Consider the following 19151-nt stretch of genomic DNA (forward strand, 5'->3'; position numbering starts at 1 on the left):
GAATGCTCATGCCAGCCCTTCAAGCCGCCCAGACTCAGGCCCCGGCCCCGCCGCCGCCGATCCCACAGCTCCCGCAGGAGGCGCCGGCGCCGACGGCCATCATCAATGGTGTGCCGCAGTCGCTGGCGGACGTGCAGGCCCTGCGCGCCCAGCGCACGGAACTGTCCAACCAGCTGATCTCCGCACAGGGACGGCGCGACGAGATCGCTGCCCAGCTCGCCGAGGCCTCGGCGGCCGAGCGACCGGGCCTGGAGGCGCGCCTGCAGCAGTTGGACGCGCGCATCCTGCAGATCGAGTCCAACATCGAGCGCACGGGTCAACTGATGGCGTCGGCGCCCGGCCAGTATCTGCGAGAGACGTCTAGCGGTTCGGGGGTCACCTTTCCCAATGTCACCATGCGACCGGACATCACAGCTATCGCGGTGGTCTTCACGATATTCGTGCTGGCCCCCATCTCGATCTCGATCGCCCGCCTCTTCTGGCGTCGCGCGACGCAGGGGCCGGTGACGAACACGATCGACAAGGACACGGCGGATCGCTTGCGCCGCCTTGAATCCGGCGTGGATGCCATCGCCATCGAGGTGGAGCGCATCTCGGAAGGCCAGCGCTTCGTCACCAAGTTGATGGCGGACCGGGAGAGGCAGCGGCTGCCGGCGGAGCGGTAACGCCGGGTCCTGCGCCCCGGAAGGCTTCTACCAGATGGCCACAGAGGCACAGAGACACAGAGGGCGTTCGAACGAACCGACCCCTCTGTGTCTCTGTGCCTCTGTGGCGATGCAGTTGAGAATCGAAACCGATGTCAGCTTGAGTAGTACGACGCATTCTCCTCGACGTAGCCCTTGGTGAGATCGCAGCCGTAGGCCACCGCACGCGCATCGCCGACGCCGAGGGCGATTTCGAGGTCCACCACCTCGGTACTCAACGCCGCCCGCACCGTGGCGTCATCGAAGGACAGGCGCTCGCCGTTGCGCACGACCTGGTGCCCGTTGATCCAGGCATCCGTGGTCGCCGGCCGGATCATGCAGTCGAAGCACTTGCCCACCGCCATCAACAGGCGGCCGACGTTGGGGTCCGCGCCGTGCACCATCGTCTTCACCAACGGTGAGTTCACCACCGACTTTGCGATCTTGCGCGCCTCACCGTCGTCGCGGGCCCCGCGCACGGTGACCCGCAGCAGGTGCTCGGCCCCTTCGCCATCGCGGCCGAGCGTCTCGGTCATCTTGAGACAACCGGCCAGTAGGGCTTCGCGGAACTGCAGTTCATCGACCGCGCCGGCCAAGCCGTTCGCCAGGATGGCGCAGGTGTCCGACGTGGACGTGTCCGTGTCGACGCTCAGCATATTGAAGGAGCGACCGACGGCGTCGGCAAGCAGCCGCTGCAGCGTGGAGGCGTCGAGGTCGGCGTCGGTAAAGATGTAGGCCAGCATCGTGGCCATGTTGGGCTCGATCATTCCCGAGCCCTTCGCCACCCAGGTGATGGTGGCATCGCCGACGCTGCACGAGATCGCCTTCGGGAAGGTGTCCGTGGTCATGATGCCTTCGGCGCCGACCAAGGGATTGTCCTGGAGGTCGGCGGACATCCCGACCACGCCGCGCTCGATCTTCTCGATCGGCAGCGGCACGCCGATGACGCCGGTCGAGCTGACGAGGACGCGGTTCGCCTCGGTGCCCAGCTCCTTGGCGGCGGCCGCGGCCATGCGGCGCGCGTTCTCCACGCCCGCCGCGCCGGTGGCCACATTGCTGACCTTGCTGTTGGCGATGATCGCGCGCAGGCGGCCGCCCTTGAGGGTCTCGCGCCCCAGGATGATGGGCGCGCCGGGGAAGTGGTTCCGCGTGAAGACGGCGGCGGCGCTCGCCTCGACCTCGGAGACGAACAGCGTCAGGTCCTTCGCTTCCGGCTTGAGGCCGACATTCCGGCTGGCGCAGCGGAATCCGCGGGGAAAGCGCGCGCGATCGTGGAACAGGGCGGGCATAAGGCCGGAATCTTAACGATTCCGTGAGGGGCGCGTCTGCCTAGGTGTCCACGGTGCCCCCACCGTTACGAAACATCCTCAGGAGCAGCACGATGCGTAGCACTCTCCGCAGCCTCACGACCGCCGCACTACTCGGCGGGACCGCCCTGGCCCTGGCGGCCACGTCGGCGCAGGCGCAGGCCGGCACGGTCCGCCGCGCGCCCGAGCGTCCTGGCGCCGCGGCCTCGCGCCCGCTTGGCGTCACCGAACTCCTCAATGCGCGGCGCGCGCTGGAGCTGACGCCGCGCCAGGTCGCGCAGCTGGATTCCATTGAGCGCGTCCTGTTCGCCGACCGCCAGCGCACCGGTGCGGCCATGCGCGAGCAGCAGGAGCGACTCCGCACGGAGCTGCGTCAGCGCACCGAGCGTGGTGAGCGGCCGGCGGCCACGCAGGCGGGTCGCGACTCGCTCCGCGCCGCGATGCAGCAGCGGATGCAGGCCCTGCGGCCGCAGATGGAGCAGCTGCGCCAGCGCGACTCGGTGTCGCGTGCGGCAGCCGAGCGGGTGCTGAACGATGCCCAGCGCCAGAAGGTGCGCGAGATGCAGGCCGAGCGTCGCGGGTACGAGCGCGCGATGCAGCAGCGCGGGGCGCGGGGTGGGGTGCGGGGCGCAGGTCCCGCGCGCGGGGCTCGGCCCGGGCAGCGTCCGGGCGCCGCGATGGCTCCCCGCGGCCAGGCCGGGCCGCCCGATGCGATGCGCCGCGAGCAGGTGGAGCGTCGGCAGCGTGAGATGAGGGATCGGCGTCCGCCCGTGTGATGCGTCGACGTGGCTGCGTCTTGCCACCAATGGGACCACTGTCGCATCGCGCGGCGGTGGTCTTCGCGCATTCTGGCACAAAAGTGCCGTTGACAGCTTGAGGTCTGGGACGCAGACTCCGCGTCGCTCAACTCACGCGATGTTCGTCAATTCTCGTTCTTGGAGTCAAGCGTGGCGCGGATGGCCCATTGGCGTCTCGTCGCGGCGGCCGTTGTCGGCGCGGCCGTGGTCGGCGGCATCTCCTGCAGCGACGGCGCGATCACGCGACCACAGCCGGGCGAGGAGCCCGTAGCGGACCTGCAGCTAGGCGCCAGCCTGCAGGGCACGGTTCCGGCGACGGGCACGGTGCGCGTCCTGCTCGAGGCACCCGAAGGCCGCGCGATTCGCCTTGCCCTCCAAGGCACTGGCGGCTCAAGCGCCGACACCGTCCTTGCCGTTGTGCGTACCGGTGCGTCGGGGATTGAACTTGCCCGCGTCTCGAGCGACGGAGCCGCGCCATCGCCGACGCGCGACGCGACGCTGGTCGGGGCGATGGCGGTGGCCACGCTACTGGAGGTCGAGCTCTCGCGCGCTGCAGGCAGCGGTTCGCTGGCGTTCACACTGACGGCAGAAGCGCTCACCACGCGCCCGGAAGCGGCATCGGATACGCTGCGTCTCGATGTCGCCACTGTCGAGGCGATGGACGATGCCTTTGACGTCGACCACTTCGTGCTTGACGTCATGGCGAATCAGCGTGTCGTGCTGTTCATGGCAATGGCCGGCGCCACCCCGTCGACGCAGGTCCTGCTGCGCGCAACCTCGGCAGTGACCGCGCCCCTCAGCAGCTTCCAGTCGGCGCCGAACTACCCGCAGTATTCCCGCTCGCTGGTCCTGGAACCCACGGCAAGCACGCGCTTCACCGTCGCGGTCAGTCGGCTGGAGCCGATATCCGGATGGTCGGGCGGGACCTACACCCTGCTACCCCTACTCGTGCCCCGGACGCCGGAGTTGGCGGCGGAGCGGCTGACGCTCGATGTGCCCGTCGTTGAGCAGGTGGATGAAGTGGGCGACGTGGATGAGTTCCGCGTCGCGGTGCTGGCGGGCGGCGGCGTGCGCGCACGGGTCGTGCCGGATGCGGTGCCGAACCAGCCACTCACGCTCACGGTGCAGCTGCCTGGTGTGGCTCCCACGGAGGTCCCGATTTCCGGCACGACGATTCTGGAGTCGCAGACCCCGGCGCTGCAGGAGGGCGACGCCATCATCCGCGTTCACGCGCCGACCACGGGCGACCGCGACGGCTTACGCGTCGGGTACGAGCTCACCCTCTTGAGGCCCGCGACGGAACCCGAGAACGTCCCATCGGAGCTCACCCACGGTGTGACGGTCACGGCTGAGAGCATCGACTTTCCCGGCGACGTCGACGATTTCCGAATCTCGGTTCCGGAGGGCAAGTATCTGGCGCTCCGGACCAGCGCATCGACGAGCATCACGGTGCTGGGCTCGGACCTTGGCCTTGGCGTGCCGCATCTGACGGAGCTCGGTGCGCCGGGACCTGATGGGTTCCGGTCGTCGATCCATCCAGCGCCCGCGTCGGAGCGTGGAGCCCTCGCGCTTCGCGTGCGATCGCTCGACGGCACCACGCCCAGCTACGCCCTGACTGCCTGGATCGTGGACTCGACGCCCGAATGGGTGTCTCCCGACCTGCCGCTGAATACCTGGGTGACGGGTGAGCGGCTCGATGCGCCGGGGGATCTCGACGTATTTCGGCTGCCGGCGCAATCCAAGGCGACGCAGGTGCTGGTGGGGCTGGAGGCGGACTCCGGCTCCGTGGGCACGGTGGTCTACACCGTCGGGGATTGGCAGAACGCGGTGGGACTCGAGGGATACGCCACCGTGCTCTTCGACCGCGCCGTACCCGCGGACAGCGTGCTGCCCGTGCGACTGCACGGCCGGATCTTCTCGCCTGCGGCGGCGCCTGCCCCCGGCGGCTACCGCGTGATTGCCGTCTCGATCGATTCGATGCCGGAGCTGGTTCCCACCCAACTCGCCATCGGCGACTCCATCAATGAGACGCTGACACCCTACGACGTCGATAGGTTCCGCGTCGATGCGCCGCCTGGCACCACGTTCCGCGTCTCGTACCGCGGTCCGCCGTCGGGCGACCTCTGCGTCGCGGACGACGATCCACCGCTGATTGTGCGCTCGGCGGCCGGCGAGACGCGCGAGATCGCATGGTCCGGTGATCAGATCGTCGTGGAAGTACTTGTTCACGATTTCGTCGAGATCGTGGTGACCGGCCGTCGTGATCGGCCATCCTGCGACATCGGTATGTATTCGCTTTCCATCACCAGCCTCCCATGATGACGCGTTCGCTGCTCGTCTCCCTGTGCCTGCTCGTCGCCGTGGGCCTGAGAGCCCAGGCACCCACGACTGGAGCCCCACCGCGCCCGCCCATCGAGCCTCCGTCCTCAATCAGTTGGGACAGCCGCGATGCCGGCTTCGCTGCCTACCGCGCCGCTGGCGCTGGTGGCGTGGTTGCCGCGCCGTTCCTGCACGAGGGGAAGCAGTACCTGGCCCTCGTCCAGTCTGCCGTGTCGCGCGGACGTCCTGGCTTCGCAGATTCACTCCTCAAGGCGCTCGAGCGATGCAGTGAGCGCCTTCGGTTGGACGCGCCGTACCTCGCGCGCGCTGTCGAAGGGCGGGCCTTCCAGTCCTTCGAGCAGGCGACGGCTGGCCAACCCCTGGTGTCCATCACCATCGTCCCGGTGCCGACGCGGCGCAGCGGCTGCATCGAGAAGAAGAGCGAACGCCTCGTGGTCGAGGCGGGCCTCATCACCTCGATGGACACGCTGGGGCTGGCCTCTCAGGACGCCAAGAGCGTGGAGGTCTTTGTCGGCAGCACGAGAGTGGAGCCGGCGCTCGTCGGCAGCGCCGCGATCACGCGCCTGGCGCCGGCCTACGTGGATCAGGACGGCCTCTTCGCCCTTCGTGTGTACCTCTCCGCCGAGAACCTCGCGCCGCGCGACAGCACGCCGCCCGTGCTCTCGCTCAAGGTCTACAACGCCGAGCACGACGTTCCCGAGGTGATTGCGTTCAAGGAAGAACTGACGGACCTGCTGCGGAGGGAGCTGCTTGCCTGGCGCGCCCAGCGCTTGGCCACCGCTACCGGCAGAACGGGATTCGCGGTCGCGTTGCCGCCGCCGGAGAACGTGGCGCTGCGGGAATCGCGCAGCAGCTTCGAGGCCGGCGCCTATTCGGATGCCACCGCCCAAGCCGTTGCCCGGCTGGCTGGGCGTCGCCTGTCCTCGGCCGACCGTGTCACCAGCGGGTTGCAGGTCGGCCTCACTTTCGCGGAGCTGGGCGACGAAGCTGCGGCGAGCATGGCACTGCGGAAAGTCATGGAGGAAGAGCCCTGCCTGGCTCTTCCGGCGGGCGCACCGAGCACCACGAAGCGGCTGATGGAGGAGGTGCGGCCGCCGGCGCGCTGCGAGCCCTGGCCCCTTGGCGAGGTGGCTGTCCTTGGACTGGTCCCGGGCCGTGCGCACCGGCGACTGCGTGCCGACTATTCCGGCTCCGGCGTGATGCCGGCCGCGCTCGTGCTTGGCACCGCAATCGGTTCCGTGGCGCTCCACCTCAATGCGGATCGGCTGCGCAAGGAATACGAGGCCGTGGTGGGCGATCCGTCCGCCGAGTTCGAGACGGCCCGCAGCGCACACGAGCTGGCCAACGTCGTGGGAGTCGCCACCTACGTGGTCTGGGGCGCGACGATTGCGCACGCGCTGTGGCAGGAGTCGCGCTACGCCAAGCGAATCGCGTCGATGCAAGTCTATGCCAGCGATGCACAGCGGCGCGTCAGCGTCGGCGTCGCTCCCCGCGGCCTCGGCTTTTCCATCTCCTTCTTCTAGCCGCACCCATGCGATTTCCAGTCCTTGCCGTCGTCGCCAGCACCGGGCTTCTCGCCTCCTGTATCGAACCGCCCCTCGAGCCGAGCAACTACTTCGATTCGGCGTCCGGCAGCAAATTCGAGATTGTCAGCTCGCCGGACACGATCGATGCGGCCCTGCAGACGTTCAGCATCGTCATCCGGAGCCGTCCGCAACCGCCTGAGGGCGCCATCATCGTCTGGGAGACACTATCGGCGCCCGTGCTCATCAAGTTCGGCCAGTACGGCCTGGTGCCGGAGGCGGAAGGCGAGTTCCGTACGACGACAGCGGTCGGGTTGATCCCGACCGTGGCGACCTGGCGCGCATACATCTCAAACGCTCCGTATGCCCCGAGCATCACCGGGACCGTGGTGTTGCGCCAGCGCCCGGTGTCGGCGACGCTGAGCTGCGAACGAACGCCTGGCTGCCAGGCGCTGAGTGGATTGGGGAACACGACCTCGCTGGCCTTCACGCTGCGCGATCCGCTCTCCAACCCCGTCAATCTGCCGGGCGGAAGCTTCCGCTTCGGAACTGTCACGTCGCGCAACCCGGCCATCGCGTCCGTGGATGGCCGACCCGGGCCGTCCTTGGTCACGATTCGCGCGCAGGCCGCCGGGAGTACCTGGATTGTCTTGGCTGGCGAAGGCGTCGCCGACTCGATGCAGGTCACGGTGACGCCGTAGCGAGGCCTCCGGACAGCACGAACATTTGCCTCGCCCCGTGGGGAGCCCCAACTTGTTGGGGCTCCCCACACTTTTCTCCCTCCTTCAGGAGCTGAGATGACGGACGAAGCACCGGTCACCTCCCCGCCCGAGCAGGCCTCGTTGGTCGAGGATCTGATTGACATCTGGTTCACCCCGTCCAAGGTCTTCGCCCGGCGCGCCAATGGCGGCTACTGGGCACCGTTCTTTGTCGTCGCCGTGCTCATGTGTGCGCTGTACTTCGCGAGCATCGGCATGATGCAGGGCGTGTTCGATGCCCAGGTGGCGCTGGCCGTCTCACAGGCCATGGACAAGAACCCCAACCTGACGGCGGACCAACTCGACGGCATGCGATCGATGATGGAGGCCTCGATGAAGTACGGCGGCCTCGTCTTCATGCCGGTGATCCTGCTACTGCTGGGCCTCGTCGTGATGATCGCCGGCAAAGTGATGGGCGGCGAGATCAGCTTCGGCAAGGGCGTGATGATTGGATCGCTGGCCTATGTGCCGCGGGTGCTGGAGATGCTGCTCGTCTCGGTGCAGGGCCTGATCTTCGATACGGCCAGCTGGACGGGACGCTATCAGTTCTCCTGGGGTGTCGGGCGCTTCCTCGACCCGGAGATGCCGCAGGGCATCTACAACTTCGTCGGTCGCATTGACATCTTCACCATATGGATCACGATCCTGATCGCAATCGGACTCGTGAGCGCGGCGAAGGTGGAGAAGTCGAAGGCCTACATGGGCGCGGGCCTCGTGTGGTTGCTGGGCTCGCTGCCGGCCGTCTGGCAGATCATCCAGGGCCAATGACGCCGGAACGGCCGCTCCGCGATCCACGGAGCGGCCGGTTCCGCAATGCGCTGCCCGTCCGGCAGCCAAATCCCTTTGCGGTGCTGCGCGCGCTGTTCACGGAGCGCTTCGTGACGGCGCCAGAGCAGCCAGTCCCCATCGAACGCCGTGCGCGGGCCGACTTCGCCGTCGCGCCCGCACACGGCGTTCGCGTCACCTGGCTGGGGCACGCCACGCTGCTCATCGAAGTCGAAGGCGTGCGGGTACTCACGGATCCCGTGTGGGCCGAGCGCGCCTCAATCAGTCAAGCCTTCGGGCCACGACGATTCTTTCCGCCGCCGCTTGCGCTTGATGCGTTGCCTGCGCTCGACGCGGTGCTGCTCACGCACGACCACTACGACCACCTCGACAAGGCGACCATCCGAACCCTCGCGTCGCGCGGCCTGCCGTTCATCGCGCCGACAGGAATGACGGCGCTGCTCGCCGGCTGGGGTGTGCCCGAGGCGCAGGTCACCGAACGTTCGTGGTGGGAGCAGGTGCAGTTGCAGCACGTGACGGTGACACTCACCCCGGCCCGCCACTTCAGCGGTCGGTCGGCGCTGTTCACGGATCGCGACCGCAGGCTCTGGTGCGGCTATGCGCTCACGGGCCGCGAGCGCCGAGTCTACTATGCCGGCGACAGCTCCCTGGCGCCGGAGTTCGCAGTCGTCGGCGAGCGCCTTGGCCCGTTTGACATCTCGATGTTCGAGATCGGCGCCTACAGCCATCTCTGGCGCGACGTGCACATGGGCCCGGAGCAGGCGGTGCGGGCGCATCGAATGTCCCGCGGCGGCCTGATGCTGCCCATCCACTGGGGGACCTTCGACCTCGCGCTGCACGGATGGACGGAACCCGCCGAGCGGGTGATGGCCGCCGCGGAGCGTGAAGGCGTGTCCCTCGCGATGCCGAGACCCGGCGCAATGGTCGACCCGCTGCTGCCGCCGCCACTGGAACGCTGGTGGCCCACGCTGCCCTGGCGCAGCGCCGAGGAGTATCCGGTGGTCTCGTCGGGTGTCGAGGGCCTGTTCCCCTAGCGAACCGCCAAGCGCTCACCGGAAGCCGCTGTAGATTCCGCGTACCGTCTTCCCCTCGAGCGTTTCGTGCACGACCTGACCACGGGGTCCATCCCCAAGCACATCATCCGCATGGCCGTCCCGATGGCCATCGGGATGGTGTTCCAGACGCTGTATTACCTCGTCGACCTGTACTTCGTCGGCCGCCTCGGCGACGTGGCCCTCGCCGGCGTCAGCGCCGCGGGCAACCTGCAGTTCATTGTCATGGCGCTGACGCAGGTGCTCGGCATCGGCACGATGGTGCCGATCGCGCACGCGGCGGGCCGCAAGGACCGTGCGGATGCCAACCTGATCTTCAACCAGAGCCTCACACTCTCGGCGATCGCCTTCGCCGCCGTGATGATCAGCGGCTGGTTGTTCGCCGACCGCTATCTGATGACGCTCGCCGCGGACGCGCCCACGCAGCAGGCGGGACGCGACTATATGGTCTGGTTCCTTCCGGCGATGGGCCTGCAGTTCGCGCTGATCTCCATCGGCTCGGCGCTGCGCGGCACGGGCATCACCAAGCCGACGATGATCGTGCAGGTGCTGACGGTGGTGCTCAACGCGATTCTCTCACCGATCCTGATTGCGGGCTGGGGCACCGGCCGGCCGCTCGGCGTGTTGGGTGCCTCGCTGGCGACGGCCATCTCCGTGCTCGTCGCGGTGGTGGTGCTACTCTGGTACTTCGTGCGCCTCGAGCACTACGTGGCGCTGGACCGAACGCAGCTCAAGCCGCACCTGCCGACTTGGGGCCGGATGATGCGCATCGGTGTGCCGGCGGGCGGTGAGTTCCTGTTGCTGTTCTTCTCGATCGGCATCAACTACTACTTGATCCGCAACTTCGGCTCGGCCGCGCAGGCGGGCTTCGGCGTGGGACAGCGGATGATGCAGGCGATCTTCCTGCCGGTGATGGCAGTGGCGTTTGCGGCGGCGCCGATCGCGGGGCAAAACCTCGCGGCCGGACTGCCGGACCGTGTGCGCCAGACCTTCTTCGAGGCCATCAAGATTGGCACCGTGTTGATGGCGCTGGCCACGGGCTTCGCGCACTGGCGTCCGGAGTGGCTCGCCTCGCCGTTCACGGATGATCCGGAAGTGATTCGCGTGGCCGCGCTGTTCCTGCGTATCATCTCGTGGAACTTCGTGGCCTCGGGCATCATCTTCACCTGCTCGGGCATGTTCCAGGCGATGGGCAACACCGTGCCCACCGTGATCTCCAGCGGCGTGCGCCTCGGCGTGTTCGCCGCCGGTGCCTTCTGGGTGGCGAGCCTGCCCGGATTCAAGCTTGAGTGGCTCTGGTACTCGAGCGTCGTGGCCACGTCGCTGCATTGCCTGTTCAACGTGTGGCTGCTGCAGATCGAGGCGTCGCGTCGGATGGCCGGCGGGTTGGCGCCCACCCCACAGGTCGCAACCCAGGAGAGCTGACGATGGTTCGAACTCGCCCGCTGATCGCTTGTGTCCTGGCGCTCGGAGCCCTTGCCTGTCAGTCGGGCGATGCGCCCAGCGTCGAGCGCGTGGACATCCTGATTGCCAATGGCACGGTGATCACGATGGACTCGGGCCGCCGCGTGATCGAGGATGGTGCCGTGGCGATCCGTGGCACGCGCATCGTCGAGGTGGGCAGCACGGCCGACCTGCGCGCCAAGTACCGCGCCAACGAGACCATCGACGCCACGCGGAAGATCGTGATGCCGGGACTCGTGGATGGCCACGGCCACGCCGGGCACGGCCTTGTGAAGACGATGGGCACGGACAACGGCGGTTGGTATCCAGCCACCGAGAAGATCTACGCCAACGGCTCCACCGTGGACTTCTGGCGTGCGGACGCGCTGCTGACCGCGGTGGAGAAGCTCAAGTTCGGCGTCACGACCTCGCTCACATTGTTCGGCGGCGGCGACAACGTCCACCGCACGGACCAGGTGCGCTACGGCGAGGCCTACATGTCGGCGCTCGACACCGTTGGCCTGCGCTGGATCCTTGCCGTGGGGCCGCGACGGCCACCCTTCCCGAAGACCTTCACGCAGTGGGATGGTGGTGTGGCCACCGAGACCAGCGTGAGCTTCGAGCAGCAGATGGCGGTGTCGGACTCGCTGTTGACCAAATGGAACGCGAACCCCGACTCGCGCGTGAAGGCGGCGGTGGTGTTCCCGACGGTGACGGTCTCGCCGGCGCCGCCGCGTGGCGCCGAGTTGGAGGAGCTGAAGCGTGAGGCGGCAGCGGCTTTGGCACTGGCGCGCAAGCATGGCGCACTCTTTGCGCAGGACGGGCATACGCGCGGCACGGTCAAGTTCCAGCACGAGGTGCTGGGCATTTCCGGCCCGGACGTGATCTTCTCGCACGCCACGGAACTGACCAACGAGGAGATTCAGATCCTCGCGCGTACGAACACGCGGATCGCGCACAATCCAAGCGCGGTGTTTTCGATTCGCGGGCGCAATCCGACGACCGAGCTGATCGACGCCGGTGTCACCGTGATGCTCGGCTCGGACGGCGTGGCGCCCGACCGCAGCTACGACATGTTCCGCCACATGTTCCAGGCGATGCGCTACCATCGCTTCCATTTTCGCGATGCCTCCGTGCTGCCGGCGGGCAAGGTGCTGGAGATGGTGACGGTTGATGCGGCGCGCGCACTGGGCATGGAGGACGAGATCGGTTCGCTGGAGCCAGGCAAGCGCGCGGACGTGATCCTCATTGATTGGTTCAAGCCCCATATGGTGCCGATGAACATGCCGCTGTACCGCGTGGCGTACTTCGCGAATGGCAATGATGTCGCGACGGTGCTGGTGGACGGCCGCGTGCTGATGCGCGACCGCGTGGTGCTCTCGGTGAACGAGGAGCGCGTGCTGACCTTCGCCGACCAGGAGGCTGCGGCGGCCATCACGCGCACGGGCCTCGAGGAACTGCTCGAGACGCCGGAAGGTTTCTGGGGCAGAACCCGTCTCCCTTCACCGTGACGACACCAGTCCCACCACACGCCGGCCAGCCGGTACTCCAGCGCGGTACGCCACTCGACCAAGCCAAGGCCGCAGTTATCCTCGCGCACGGCCGCGGGGCCTCTGCGGCGAGCATCCTGACATTGGTTGACGTGCTCGAGCATCCCGGCGTGTGCTATCTCGCGCCGGATGCAAACGGTGGCGCGTGGTATCCCTACAGTTTCATGGCGCCTATCGAGCGGAACGAGCCAGGCATCACCTCGGCGCTCTCGGTGGTGCACGGTTTGGTGGATGACGCAATCGCCGCTGGAGTCCCTCAGGAACGCGTGGTATTGCTCGGCTTCTCACAGGGCGCCTGCCTCGCCTCCACGGCGGCGCAGCGCCGTCCGGGGCGATACGGAGCGGTCGTCGCGTACTCGGGCGGACTGGTCGGTCCGGACGGCACGCAGTGGTCGGCCGACGGTGACTTTGCCGGTACGCCGGTGTTCCTCGGCTGCAGCGATGTCGACGCGCACATTCCGGAGTCGCGGGTGCGCGAGACGGCAGCGCAGTTCGAGCGGATGGGCGCCGCCGTCACGATGCGGATCTATCCGGGCATGCCGCACACGGTGATCGAAGACGAGATATCTTTCACGAACGAGCTGCTGTCGGCGGTGATAGCAGCGTAGCCGTCGCCCCCATCACGCCGGAGCCGCTGTGCAGCGTCGAGAGTTTCTGTCCCGCTCCGCTGCCCTCGCGTCCGCCCCGATGATCCTGCGCCACGCCGGTGCGTCTCGGCGCGTGACAGCGCTGCACGCAGACGGCGCGCGGGTGAACGAATGGCTCTCACGCTTCGACCAGGTGGGCCGCAGCGCCGGTGGCATCAATCGCGTCGCCTACTCGGACGCGGACCTCGCCGGCCGGCGCTTCACCCAGCAGCTGTTTGCCGACGCGGGCCTTGCCACGCGCGTCGATGCCGCCGGCAACATCTGGGCGCGCATCGACGGCAGCCAGCGCGACGCGACGCCGATCATCATCGGTTCGCACGTGGACTCGGTGACCGACGGCGGCAACTTCGACGGACCGGTGGGGTCCTTCGCCGCGATCGAAGTGGCGCGCACGCTGAAGGAGCGCGGTGAAGCGCTGCAACATCCACTCGATGTCGTCGTCTGGGCCAACGAGGAAGGCGGCACCGTCGGCAGCAAGTGCGCCGTCGGTGAAGTCGCGACCGTGAATCTCGATGCAGTCGCCCGCTCCGGCGTCAGCATCCGCGAGGGCATCGGACGCATCGGCGGCGACATCGCGCGCTTGGAGACCGCGGTGCGGCGCAAGGGCAGCGTGCACTGCTACCTCGAACTGCACATTGAGCAGGGCGGCACGCTGGAGCGCACGGGGCGCGACATCGGCACGGTGATCGGCATTGTCGGCCTGCGCTGGTACACGGTGACCGTGACCGGTTTCGCCAACCACGCCGGCACCACGCCGATGGACCAGCGGCAAGACGCGCTGTTGGCGGCATCAAAGTTCGCGGTGGCGCTCAACGAGACGGTGCGCGCCGAGCCCGGGCGGCAGGTGGTGACCGTGGGCCGGATGATCCCCAGTCCGAACACGCAGAACGTGATCCCCGGCCGCGTCGAGACGTCCATCGACCTCCGCGACCTCGACGAGGCCAAGCTGGACCGCTTCGCGGCGCGCTTCCGGCAGATCGCGAGCGAGATCGGGCAGTCCACCGGTACCACCTTCGAGTTCCAGGAACTGATACGCTCCAAGCCCGCGATGTCCGATGACCGCTTGATGGCCGCCATCGACGCCAGCGCCGACTCGTTGGGATTGAGCTCGCAGCGGATGCCGAGCGGGGCGGGGCACGATGCGCAGGAGCTCGGGCTCATTTGCCCCATGGCGATGATCTTCGTGCCGTCGGTGGGTGGCATCAGCCATTCGCCGCGGGAATTCACGAAGGCCAAGGACGTGGCCAACGGTGTGGACGTGCTGCTGAACGCCGTGCGCCGCGCCGATACTCTGTAGCATGGATCGTCGCCGATTCGTGCAGAGCGCCAGCGGCGCGGTGGCGGCGCTGTCAGGGTTCTCCCTGGCGCGAGAGCACGAGCCCTGGGGTGTGATGGAGTCCGTCGGCAGCGGTGTGTGGGCGCACCTCGCCGCTCCGTTGACCGATCGCACCACGCTATGCAACGGCGGCCTCGTCGCTGGACGCGATGGCGTGCTGATGGTCGAGGCCTTTGCGGGGGATGTCGGCGCACGCTGGGTGCGCGAGCAGTCGCGCGTGCTGACCAAGCGAGAGCCCACGCACGTGGTGCTCACGCATTTCCACGGCGACCATACTGGTGGCCTCCGCGGGGCGCGAGAGAATGGCGCGGCCTTGCTCTGCACGGCCGGCACGCGCGACCTCGTGTTGGAGCGCAATGCCAGCGCGCCCGCCGAGCTGCTCGGCGATGCCCAGCTGGTCGCCGCCGATGAGGAGCGCGTGCTGGACTTGGGTGGCCGACGTCTGCGTCTGGTCGCGATGTCGGGGCACACGCCGTCTGACCTGGTGGTCGTGGTCGAGGATGCAGGCGTCGTGTTCTGCGGCGATCTCGTCTGGTACGGGATGTTTCCGAACTTCGTGGATGCGATCCCATCGCGGCTCGGGCCGTCGGTGCGGCGTCTGCGGGCGATGAATCAGCGCGTGTATGTGTCGGGACACGGCGGGCGCACGGATGCCGCCGGCCTCGATCGATTCATTGGCCTGCTGGACCGCGTGGAGGAGGCGGCGCGGGCGGCCGTTGCGCGCGGGGCAAGCGCCGAGGAGGCGGGCAAGCGCTTTGCCATGCCGGCCGGGCTCGAAGACTGGACCTTGTTCAACGCCCGCTACTTCGAACGCGCAATCGGGGCGTGGATGCGCGAACTGGGAGCTTCGCCGTGATCCCGATGGCCCCGGTGGTCTACGCCATCAATCTCGGCATCGCGCTGATCCTCGCCGTGCTGTTGACGCAGTATTGGCGCGACCACTCGGCCAGCTTCGACATCCGCGACTGGATCGTCGCGGCGTGGGTGCTGACCTTCGCCGATCTCCTGTTCGCCCTGCGAGAGGTGATGCCGTACTGGTCGGCGCGCTTCTTCCCGACCCTGCTGGTCACGGTGGGCCACGGCCTCCTGCTCACCGCCTCGCGTCGCACGGCCGGGGCATCGCCGCGCCCGCGCTTGATTGGCCTGGCCGTGCTCATCCACGCCGGGTTTCTCGCCTACTTCCTCGCGACCGACGCCGCCTCGAGCTGGCGCACCGTCGTCAACGGTGCGATTTGGGGGCCGCTCTCGGCGGCTTCGGCCTACGCGTTATGGACCTCACGGCTCACGCTGCAGCGGCTCACGCGGTTCACCGCCGTGGTCTTCGTGCTGCAGGGGCTGTTTCACACGTATCGCACGGCCTTGGCGCTGCAGCTGATCGGAGGCGGCACCCCACAGCAGCGCTACGACTTCGTGCAGGTGCTCGGCGACGTCGAGGTGAGCTTCTTCATGGTGGCGCTCTTCGTGTCCGTGCTGGTGGCCTACCTGCGCCTTGGCAACCAGGAATTGCGTGAGGCTTTGGCTGACGTGCAGCAGCTCTCGGGCATGCTACCCATCTGCGCCTGGTGCCACAACGTGCGCGACGACCAGGGCTACTGGACGAAGATCGAGCAGTATTTCAAGGAGCACCACGTCGAGGTCACGCACAGCATCTGCGAGAGCTGCCAGCAGAAGCACTTCGCCGGCGAGGCGCCTTCGGTCACGCGGCCCTAGCGCCAACGGGAACCAACCGCTGCGGATGCGGATTTTGGCGTCGGAGTTCACAGTAGCCGACCCCCACCGAACGTCTGCGGAGACCCAACAGCCATGGAATCGAAGTCTGGCGCGAGCGCCGGGAAATGCCCCGTCGCGCACGGCGGCAGCACCGCCAAGCCCGCAATCGGCCACAGCAATCGCGAGTGGTGGCCGAACCAACTGAACCTCGGCATCCTGCACCAGCATTCGTCGCTGTCGAACCCGATGGGCATCGACTTCGAATACTCCGAGGAGTTCAAGAAGCTCGACGTCGAGGCACTCAAGGCCGATGTCATCGCCCTGATGACCGACTCCCAGGATTGGTGGCCGGCGGACTACGGGCACTACGGTCCCTTCTTCATCCGCATGGCCTGGCACGCCGCCGGCACCTACCGCACCGGCGACGGTCGCGGCGGCGCCTCTGGCGGCACGCAGCGCTTCGCGCCGCTCAACAGCTGGCCGGACAACGGCAACCTCGACAAGGCGCGCCGCCTGCTGTGGCCCATCAAGCAGAAGTACGGCAACACGATCTCCTGGGCCGACCTCTTCGTGTTCACCGGCAACTGCGCCATCGAGTCGATGGGCCTCAAGCCTTTCGGGATGGGCTTCGGCCGCGCCGACATCTGGGAGCCGGAAGAGGACATCTATTGGGGACCTGAGGGTGAGATGCTCGGCGACAAGCGTTACTCGGGCGATCGTGAGCTCGAGAATCCGCTGGCCGCGGTGCAGATGGGGCTCATCTACGTGAACCCCGAGGGCCCGAACGGCAAGCCGGATCCCCTCGCCTCGGCGCGCGACATCCGCGAGACCTTCAAGCGCATGGCGATGAACGACGAAGAAACCGTCGCGCTCGTCGCCGGCGGCCACACCTTCGGCAAGATGCACGGCGCGGGCGACCCGGCGCTCGTGGGCCCTGAGCCCGAAGCCGCGCCGATCGAGGAGCAGGGACTCGGCTGGCGCAACGCGCTCGGCAGCGGCAAGGGCGCCCACACCACGACGTCCGGACTCGAAGGCGCCTGGACGCCGACACCGACGAAGTGGGACAACTCTTACTTCGACACGCTCTTCGGCTGGGAGTGGGAGCTGACCAAGAGCCCGGCTGGCGCCTACATCTGGGAGCCCACCGAGAAGGACAAGGCGCGCACAGTGCCCGACGCGCACGACGCCAGCAAGAAGGTGTTGCCGGCGATGTCGACGGCGGACATGGCGATGCGCATGGACCCGACCTACGAGAAGATCTCGCGGCGCTTCCACCAGAACCCGCAGGAACTCGCCGACGCCTTCGCGCGCGCCTGGTTCAAGCTCACGCATCGCGACATGGGTCCGCGCGAGCGCTACCTCGGCCCTTGGGTGCCGAAGGAAGAGCTGATCTGGCAGGATCCGGTTCCGGCCGTGAACCATCCGCTCATCGACGCGGCCGACATCAAGGCGCTCAAGGCCAAGATCCTCGGTGCGGGGCTCTCGATCTCACAGCTCGTGTACGTGGCCTGGTCGGCGGCTTCGACGTTCCGCAACTCGGACAAGCGCGGTGGCGCGAATGGCGCACGCATCCGACTCGAGCCGCAGAAGGGCTGGGAAGTGAACCAGCCGGCCAAGCTCACGCGCGCCCTGGAGATCTTCGAGACCCTCCAGAAGGAGTTCAACGCCGGCGCGAAGGGCGGCAAGCAGGTCTCGCTGGCGGATCTCATAGTGCTCGGTGGCTGCGCGGCGGTCGAGGCTGCCGCGGCCAAGGCAGGCGTGACGATCGAGCTGCCGTTCACCCCGGGGCGGATGGACGCGTCGCAGGCGCAGACGGACGCGGAGTCCTTCGAGTACCTCGAGCCTGTCGCCGATGGCTTCCGCAACTACCAGAAGCAGCAGTACAGCATCACGGCGGAGGAGCTGCTGGTGGACAAGGCGCAGCTGCTGGCACTCACGGCGCCGGAGATGACGGTGCTCGTCGGCGGCATGCGCGCACTCGGCGCGAACTTCGGCGGGTCCAAGAACGGTGTGTTCACCGACCGACCGGAAACGCTGTCCAACGATTTCTTCGTGAACCTGTTGGATATGGGTACGGAGTGGAAGGCGACGTCGAAGTCGGCCGACACCTTCGAGGGCCGCGACCGCGCCACGGGCGATGTGAAGTGGACGGCCACGCGGGTGGACCTGGTCTTCGGGTCGAACTCGCAGTTGCGGGCGATCGCCGAGGTGTACGGGCAGTCGGATGCGAAGGAGCGCTTCGTGCACGACTTCGGGAAGGCCTGGACGAAGGTGATGGACGCAGACCGGTTCGACGTGGCGTAGGTTCCAGCAGCGCCCACACCAGCCGAGTCGAGGGACCTGAACGTGCGTACTGCGCTCCGTGTTGTGTTCCTGCCCGTGACCCTGCTGGTGTGCGGCTGCCTGAGTTATCAGCCGGTGGACGCCGCACCGTCCCCGGCCACGCGTGTCGTGGTGAGCGCGCGCGAGGGCGAGCTGGCGTTGCTCGCTGCCCATCCGGAAGATCCGAACACGACGATTCGTTGCACCACGCGTTCGGTGTCCGGACGGTTCGATCGCCAGAGTGCGGACACCCTCTGGCTGACCGCTGCGCGTGTGTCGTCTCCGCGCGGTGACGAATCGCCGACCTGCGTGCGGGAGCTTGCAGGCCGCGTGGTCAGGACCGCAGGTGGCCCGCCCGCACTCGAAGCGATGCGCTTCAGCAGTCGCCGGACGCTGGTGCTCGCCGCGGCGCTGGCCGCCGTGGGAATTGCCGTGGACGCGATGCTGGACGCAATCGTCGTCATCGACAGCTGAGCAGGCCGGCCCGGCCCCCCCCCCTTGCGCGCCGGATCGGTGTGGGCTAACGTACAACCGAATGGTTGCACGTTCTGAACTCTCCAGCGCCGACCTCGATCGGCTCTTCCGCGCCCTGGCTGACGCCACCAGGCGCGACATCGTCTCGCGCGTGCTCGGCGGCGAGCCGGCGTCGGTCTCCGAGCTCGCTGAGCGCTACGACATGAGCTTCGCCGCCGTGCAGAAGCACGTCGCGGTGCTCGAGGAGGCTGGCCTCGTGAGCAAGGAACCCCGAGGCCGCGAGCGGATGGTGCGCGGCAACCCCGACCAGCTCGCGCGGGCTCGCGAACTGTTGCTCAAGCTCGAACAGCTCTGGATCTCCCGCTTCAGCCAACTCGACGCGATTCTCGCCGAACCCCGACCCTCGAAGAGGAAGGACTAGCA

General features: G+C 67.8%; 17 protein-coding genes. 16 read left to right on the top strand and 1 reads right to left on the bottom strand.

Annotation, left to right across the window (positions count from 1 at the left end):
* The first annotated feature begins 8 nt into the window (after window positions 1-8).
* Complete coding sequence (locus KF709_09950; protein MBX3174725.1) at window positions 9-665, top strand: hypothetical protein; 657 nt, start codon at window positions 9-11, stop codon at window positions 663-665.
* Window positions 666-799: 134 nt separating this feature from the next.
* Here KF709_09950 and argJ read toward each other — a convergent pair whose 3' ends face one another.
* The gene (gene argJ / locus KF709_09955; protein ID MBX3174726.1) at window positions 800-1972 is read right to left on the bottom strand and encodes a bifunctional glutamate N-acetyltransferase/amino-acid acetyltransferase ArgJ; all 1173 of its coding nucleotides are present in this window, start codon (window positions 1970-1972) and stop codon (window positions 800-802) included.
* Between the two features lie 92 nt (window positions 1973-2064).
* Here argJ and KF709_09960 point away from each other — a divergent pair, with 92 nt between their 5' ends.
* From KF709_09960 to KF709_10030, 15 genes are all read left to right on the top strand, one after another.
* A complete protein-coding gene (locus KF709_09960; protein MBX3174727.1) occupies window positions 2065-2766 on the top strand; it encodes a hypothetical protein in 702 nt (233 codons plus the stop codon).
* 180 nt (window positions 2767-2946) lie between these two features.
* On the top strand, window positions 2947-5106 hold the full coding sequence (locus tag KF709_09965; protein MBX3174728.1) for a hypothetical protein: 2160 nt from the start codon (window positions 2947-2949) through the stop codon (window positions 5104-5106).
* Complete coding sequence (locus KF709_09970; protein ID MBX3174729.1) at window positions 5106-6650, top strand: hypothetical protein; 1545 nt, start codon at window positions 5106-5108, stop codon at window positions 6648-6650. The genes KF709_09965 and KF709_09970 overlap by 1 nt, the downstream gene beginning before the upstream one ends.
* Window positions 6651-6658: 8 nt before the next feature.
* On the top strand, window positions 6659-7351 hold the full coding sequence (locus KF709_09975) for a hypothetical protein (GenBank protein ID MBX3174730.1): 693 nt from the start codon (window positions 6659-6661) through the stop codon (window positions 7349-7351).
* A gap of 96 nt (window positions 7352-7447) precedes the next feature.
* Complete coding sequence (locus KF709_09980; protein MBX3174731.1) at window positions 7448-8176, top strand: YIP1 family protein; 729 nt, start codon at window positions 7448-7450, stop codon at window positions 8174-8176.
* Window positions 8173-9228, top strand: a complete 1056-nt coding sequence (locus tag KF709_09985) for an MBL fold metallo-hydrolase (protein MBX3174732.1) — start codon at window positions 8173-8175, stop codon at window positions 9226-9228. The genes KF709_09980 and KF709_09985 overlap by 4 nt, the downstream gene beginning before the upstream one ends.
* Window positions 9229-9294: 66 nt before the next feature.
* The gene (locus KF709_09990) at window positions 9295-10671 is read left to right on the top strand and encodes an MATE family efflux transporter (GenBank protein ID MBX3174733.1); all 1377 of its coding nucleotides are present in this window, start codon (window positions 9295-9297) and stop codon (window positions 10669-10671) included.
* A 2-nt stretch (window positions 10672-10673) separates the two neighbouring features.
* Window positions 10674-12200, top strand: coding sequence for an amidohydrolase family protein (locus KF709_09995; GenBank protein ID MBX3174734.1), 1527 nt, complete (start codon window positions 10674-10676; stop codon window positions 12198-12200).
* Window positions 12197-12847, top strand: coding sequence for an alpha/beta hydrolase (locus tag KF709_10000; protein MBX3174735.1), 651 nt, complete (start codon window positions 12197-12199; stop codon window positions 12845-12847). The genes KF709_09995 and KF709_10000 overlap by 4 nt, the downstream gene beginning before the upstream one ends.
* A 79-nt stretch (window positions 12848-12926) precedes the next feature.
* Window positions 12927-14183 carry a Zn-dependent hydrolase gene (locus tag KF709_10005; GenBank protein MBX3174736.1) on the top strand — a complete coding sequence of 419 codons (1257 nt, stop codon included), beginning with the start codon at window positions 12927-12929 and terminating at the stop codon, window positions 14181-14183.
* A 1-nt stretch (window position 14184) separates the two neighbouring features.
* The gene (locus KF709_10010) at window positions 14185-15078 is read left to right on the top strand and encodes an MBL fold metallo-hydrolase (GenBank protein ID MBX3174737.1); all 894 of its coding nucleotides are present in this window, start codon (window positions 14185-14187) and stop codon (window positions 15076-15078) included.
* Window positions 15075-15932 (top strand): hypothetical protein, encoded by an 858-nt coding sequence (locus tag KF709_10015; protein MBX3174738.1) that lies wholly within the window; start codon window positions 15075-15077, stop codon window positions 15930-15932. The genes KF709_10010 and KF709_10015 overlap by 4 nt, the downstream gene beginning before the upstream one ends.
* 93 nt (window positions 15933-16025) lie before the next feature.
* Window positions 16026-18236 carry a catalase/peroxidase HPI gene (gene katG, locus KF709_10020; protein MBX3174739.1) on the top strand — a complete coding sequence of 737 codons (2211 nt, stop codon included), beginning with the start codon at window positions 16026-16028 and terminating at the stop codon, window positions 18234-18236.
* A 42-nt stretch (window positions 18237-18278) separates the two neighbouring features.
* Entirely contained in the window at window positions 18279-18728 is a 450-nt protein-coding gene (locus tag KF709_10025; protein MBX3174740.1) for a hypothetical protein, read from the top strand.
* 61 nt (window positions 18729-18789) lie between these two features.
* Window positions 18790-19149, top strand: a complete 360-nt coding sequence (locus tag KF709_10030; GenBank protein MBX3174741.1) for a winged helix-turn-helix transcriptional regulator — start codon at window positions 18790-18792, stop codon at window positions 19147-19149.
* Window positions 19150-19151 lie beyond the last annotated feature (2 nt).

It is taken from the genome of Gemmatimonadaceae bacterium (assembly GCA_019637445.1).
In the GTDB taxonomy this organism is placed as follows: Bacteria; Gemmatimonadota; Gemmatimonadetes; order Gemmatimonadales; family Gemmatimonadaceae; genus Pseudogemmatithrix.

Bases quoted from the DNA above. Each gene is read 5' to 3' on its own strand.
- KF709_09975 (MBX3174730.1), top strand. From the start codon at position 6,659: ATGCGATTTCCAGTCCTTGCCGTCGTCGCCAGCACCGGGCTTCTCGCC.
- KF709_10010 (MBX3174737.1), top strand. From the start codon at position 14,185: ATGGATCGTCGCCGATTCGTGCAGAGCGCCAGCGGCGCGGTGGCGGCG.
- KF709_10030 (MBX3174741.1), top strand. From the start codon at position 18,790: ATGGTTGCACGTTCTGAACTCTCCAGCGCCGACCTCGATCGGCTCTTC.
- KF709_09980 (MBX3174731.1), top strand. From the start codon at position 7,448: ATGACGGACGAAGCACCGGTCACCTCCCCGCCCGAGCAGGCCTCGTTG.
- KF709_09960 (MBX3174727.1), top strand. From the start codon at position 2,065: ATGCGTAGCACTCTCCGCAGCCTCACGACCGCCGCACTACTCGGCGGG.
- katG (MBX3174739.1), top strand. From the start codon at position 16,026: ATGGAATCGAAGTCTGGCGCGAGCGCCGGGAAATGCCCCGTCGCGCAC.
- KF709_09970 (MBX3174729.1), top strand. From the start codon at position 5,106: ATGACGCGTTCGCTGCTCGTCTCCCTGTGCCTGCTCGTCGCCGTGGGC.
- KF709_09965 (MBX3174728.1), top strand. From the start codon at position 2,947: ATGGCCCATTGGCGTCTCGTCGCGGCGGCCGTTGTCGGCGCGGCCGTG.
- KF709_09950 (MBX3174725.1), top strand. From the start codon at position 9: ATGCCAGCCCTTCAAGCCGCCCAGACTCAGGCCCCGGCCCCGCCGCCG.
- KF709_09995 (MBX3174734.1), top strand. From the start codon at position 10,674: ATGGTTCGAACTCGCCCGCTGATCGCTTGTGTCCTGGCGCTCGGAGCC.
- KF709_09985 (MBX3174732.1), top strand. From the start codon at position 8,173: ATGACGCCGGAACGGCCGCTCCGCGATCCACGGAGCGGCCGGTTCCGC.
- KF709_10005 (MBX3174736.1), top strand. From the start codon at position 12,927: ATGATCCTGCGCCACGCCGGTGCGTCTCGGCGCGTGACAGCGCTGCAC.
- argJ (MBX3174726.1), bottom strand. From the start codon at position 1,972: ATGCCCGCCCTGTTCCACGATCGCGCGCGCTTTCCCCGCGGATTCCGC.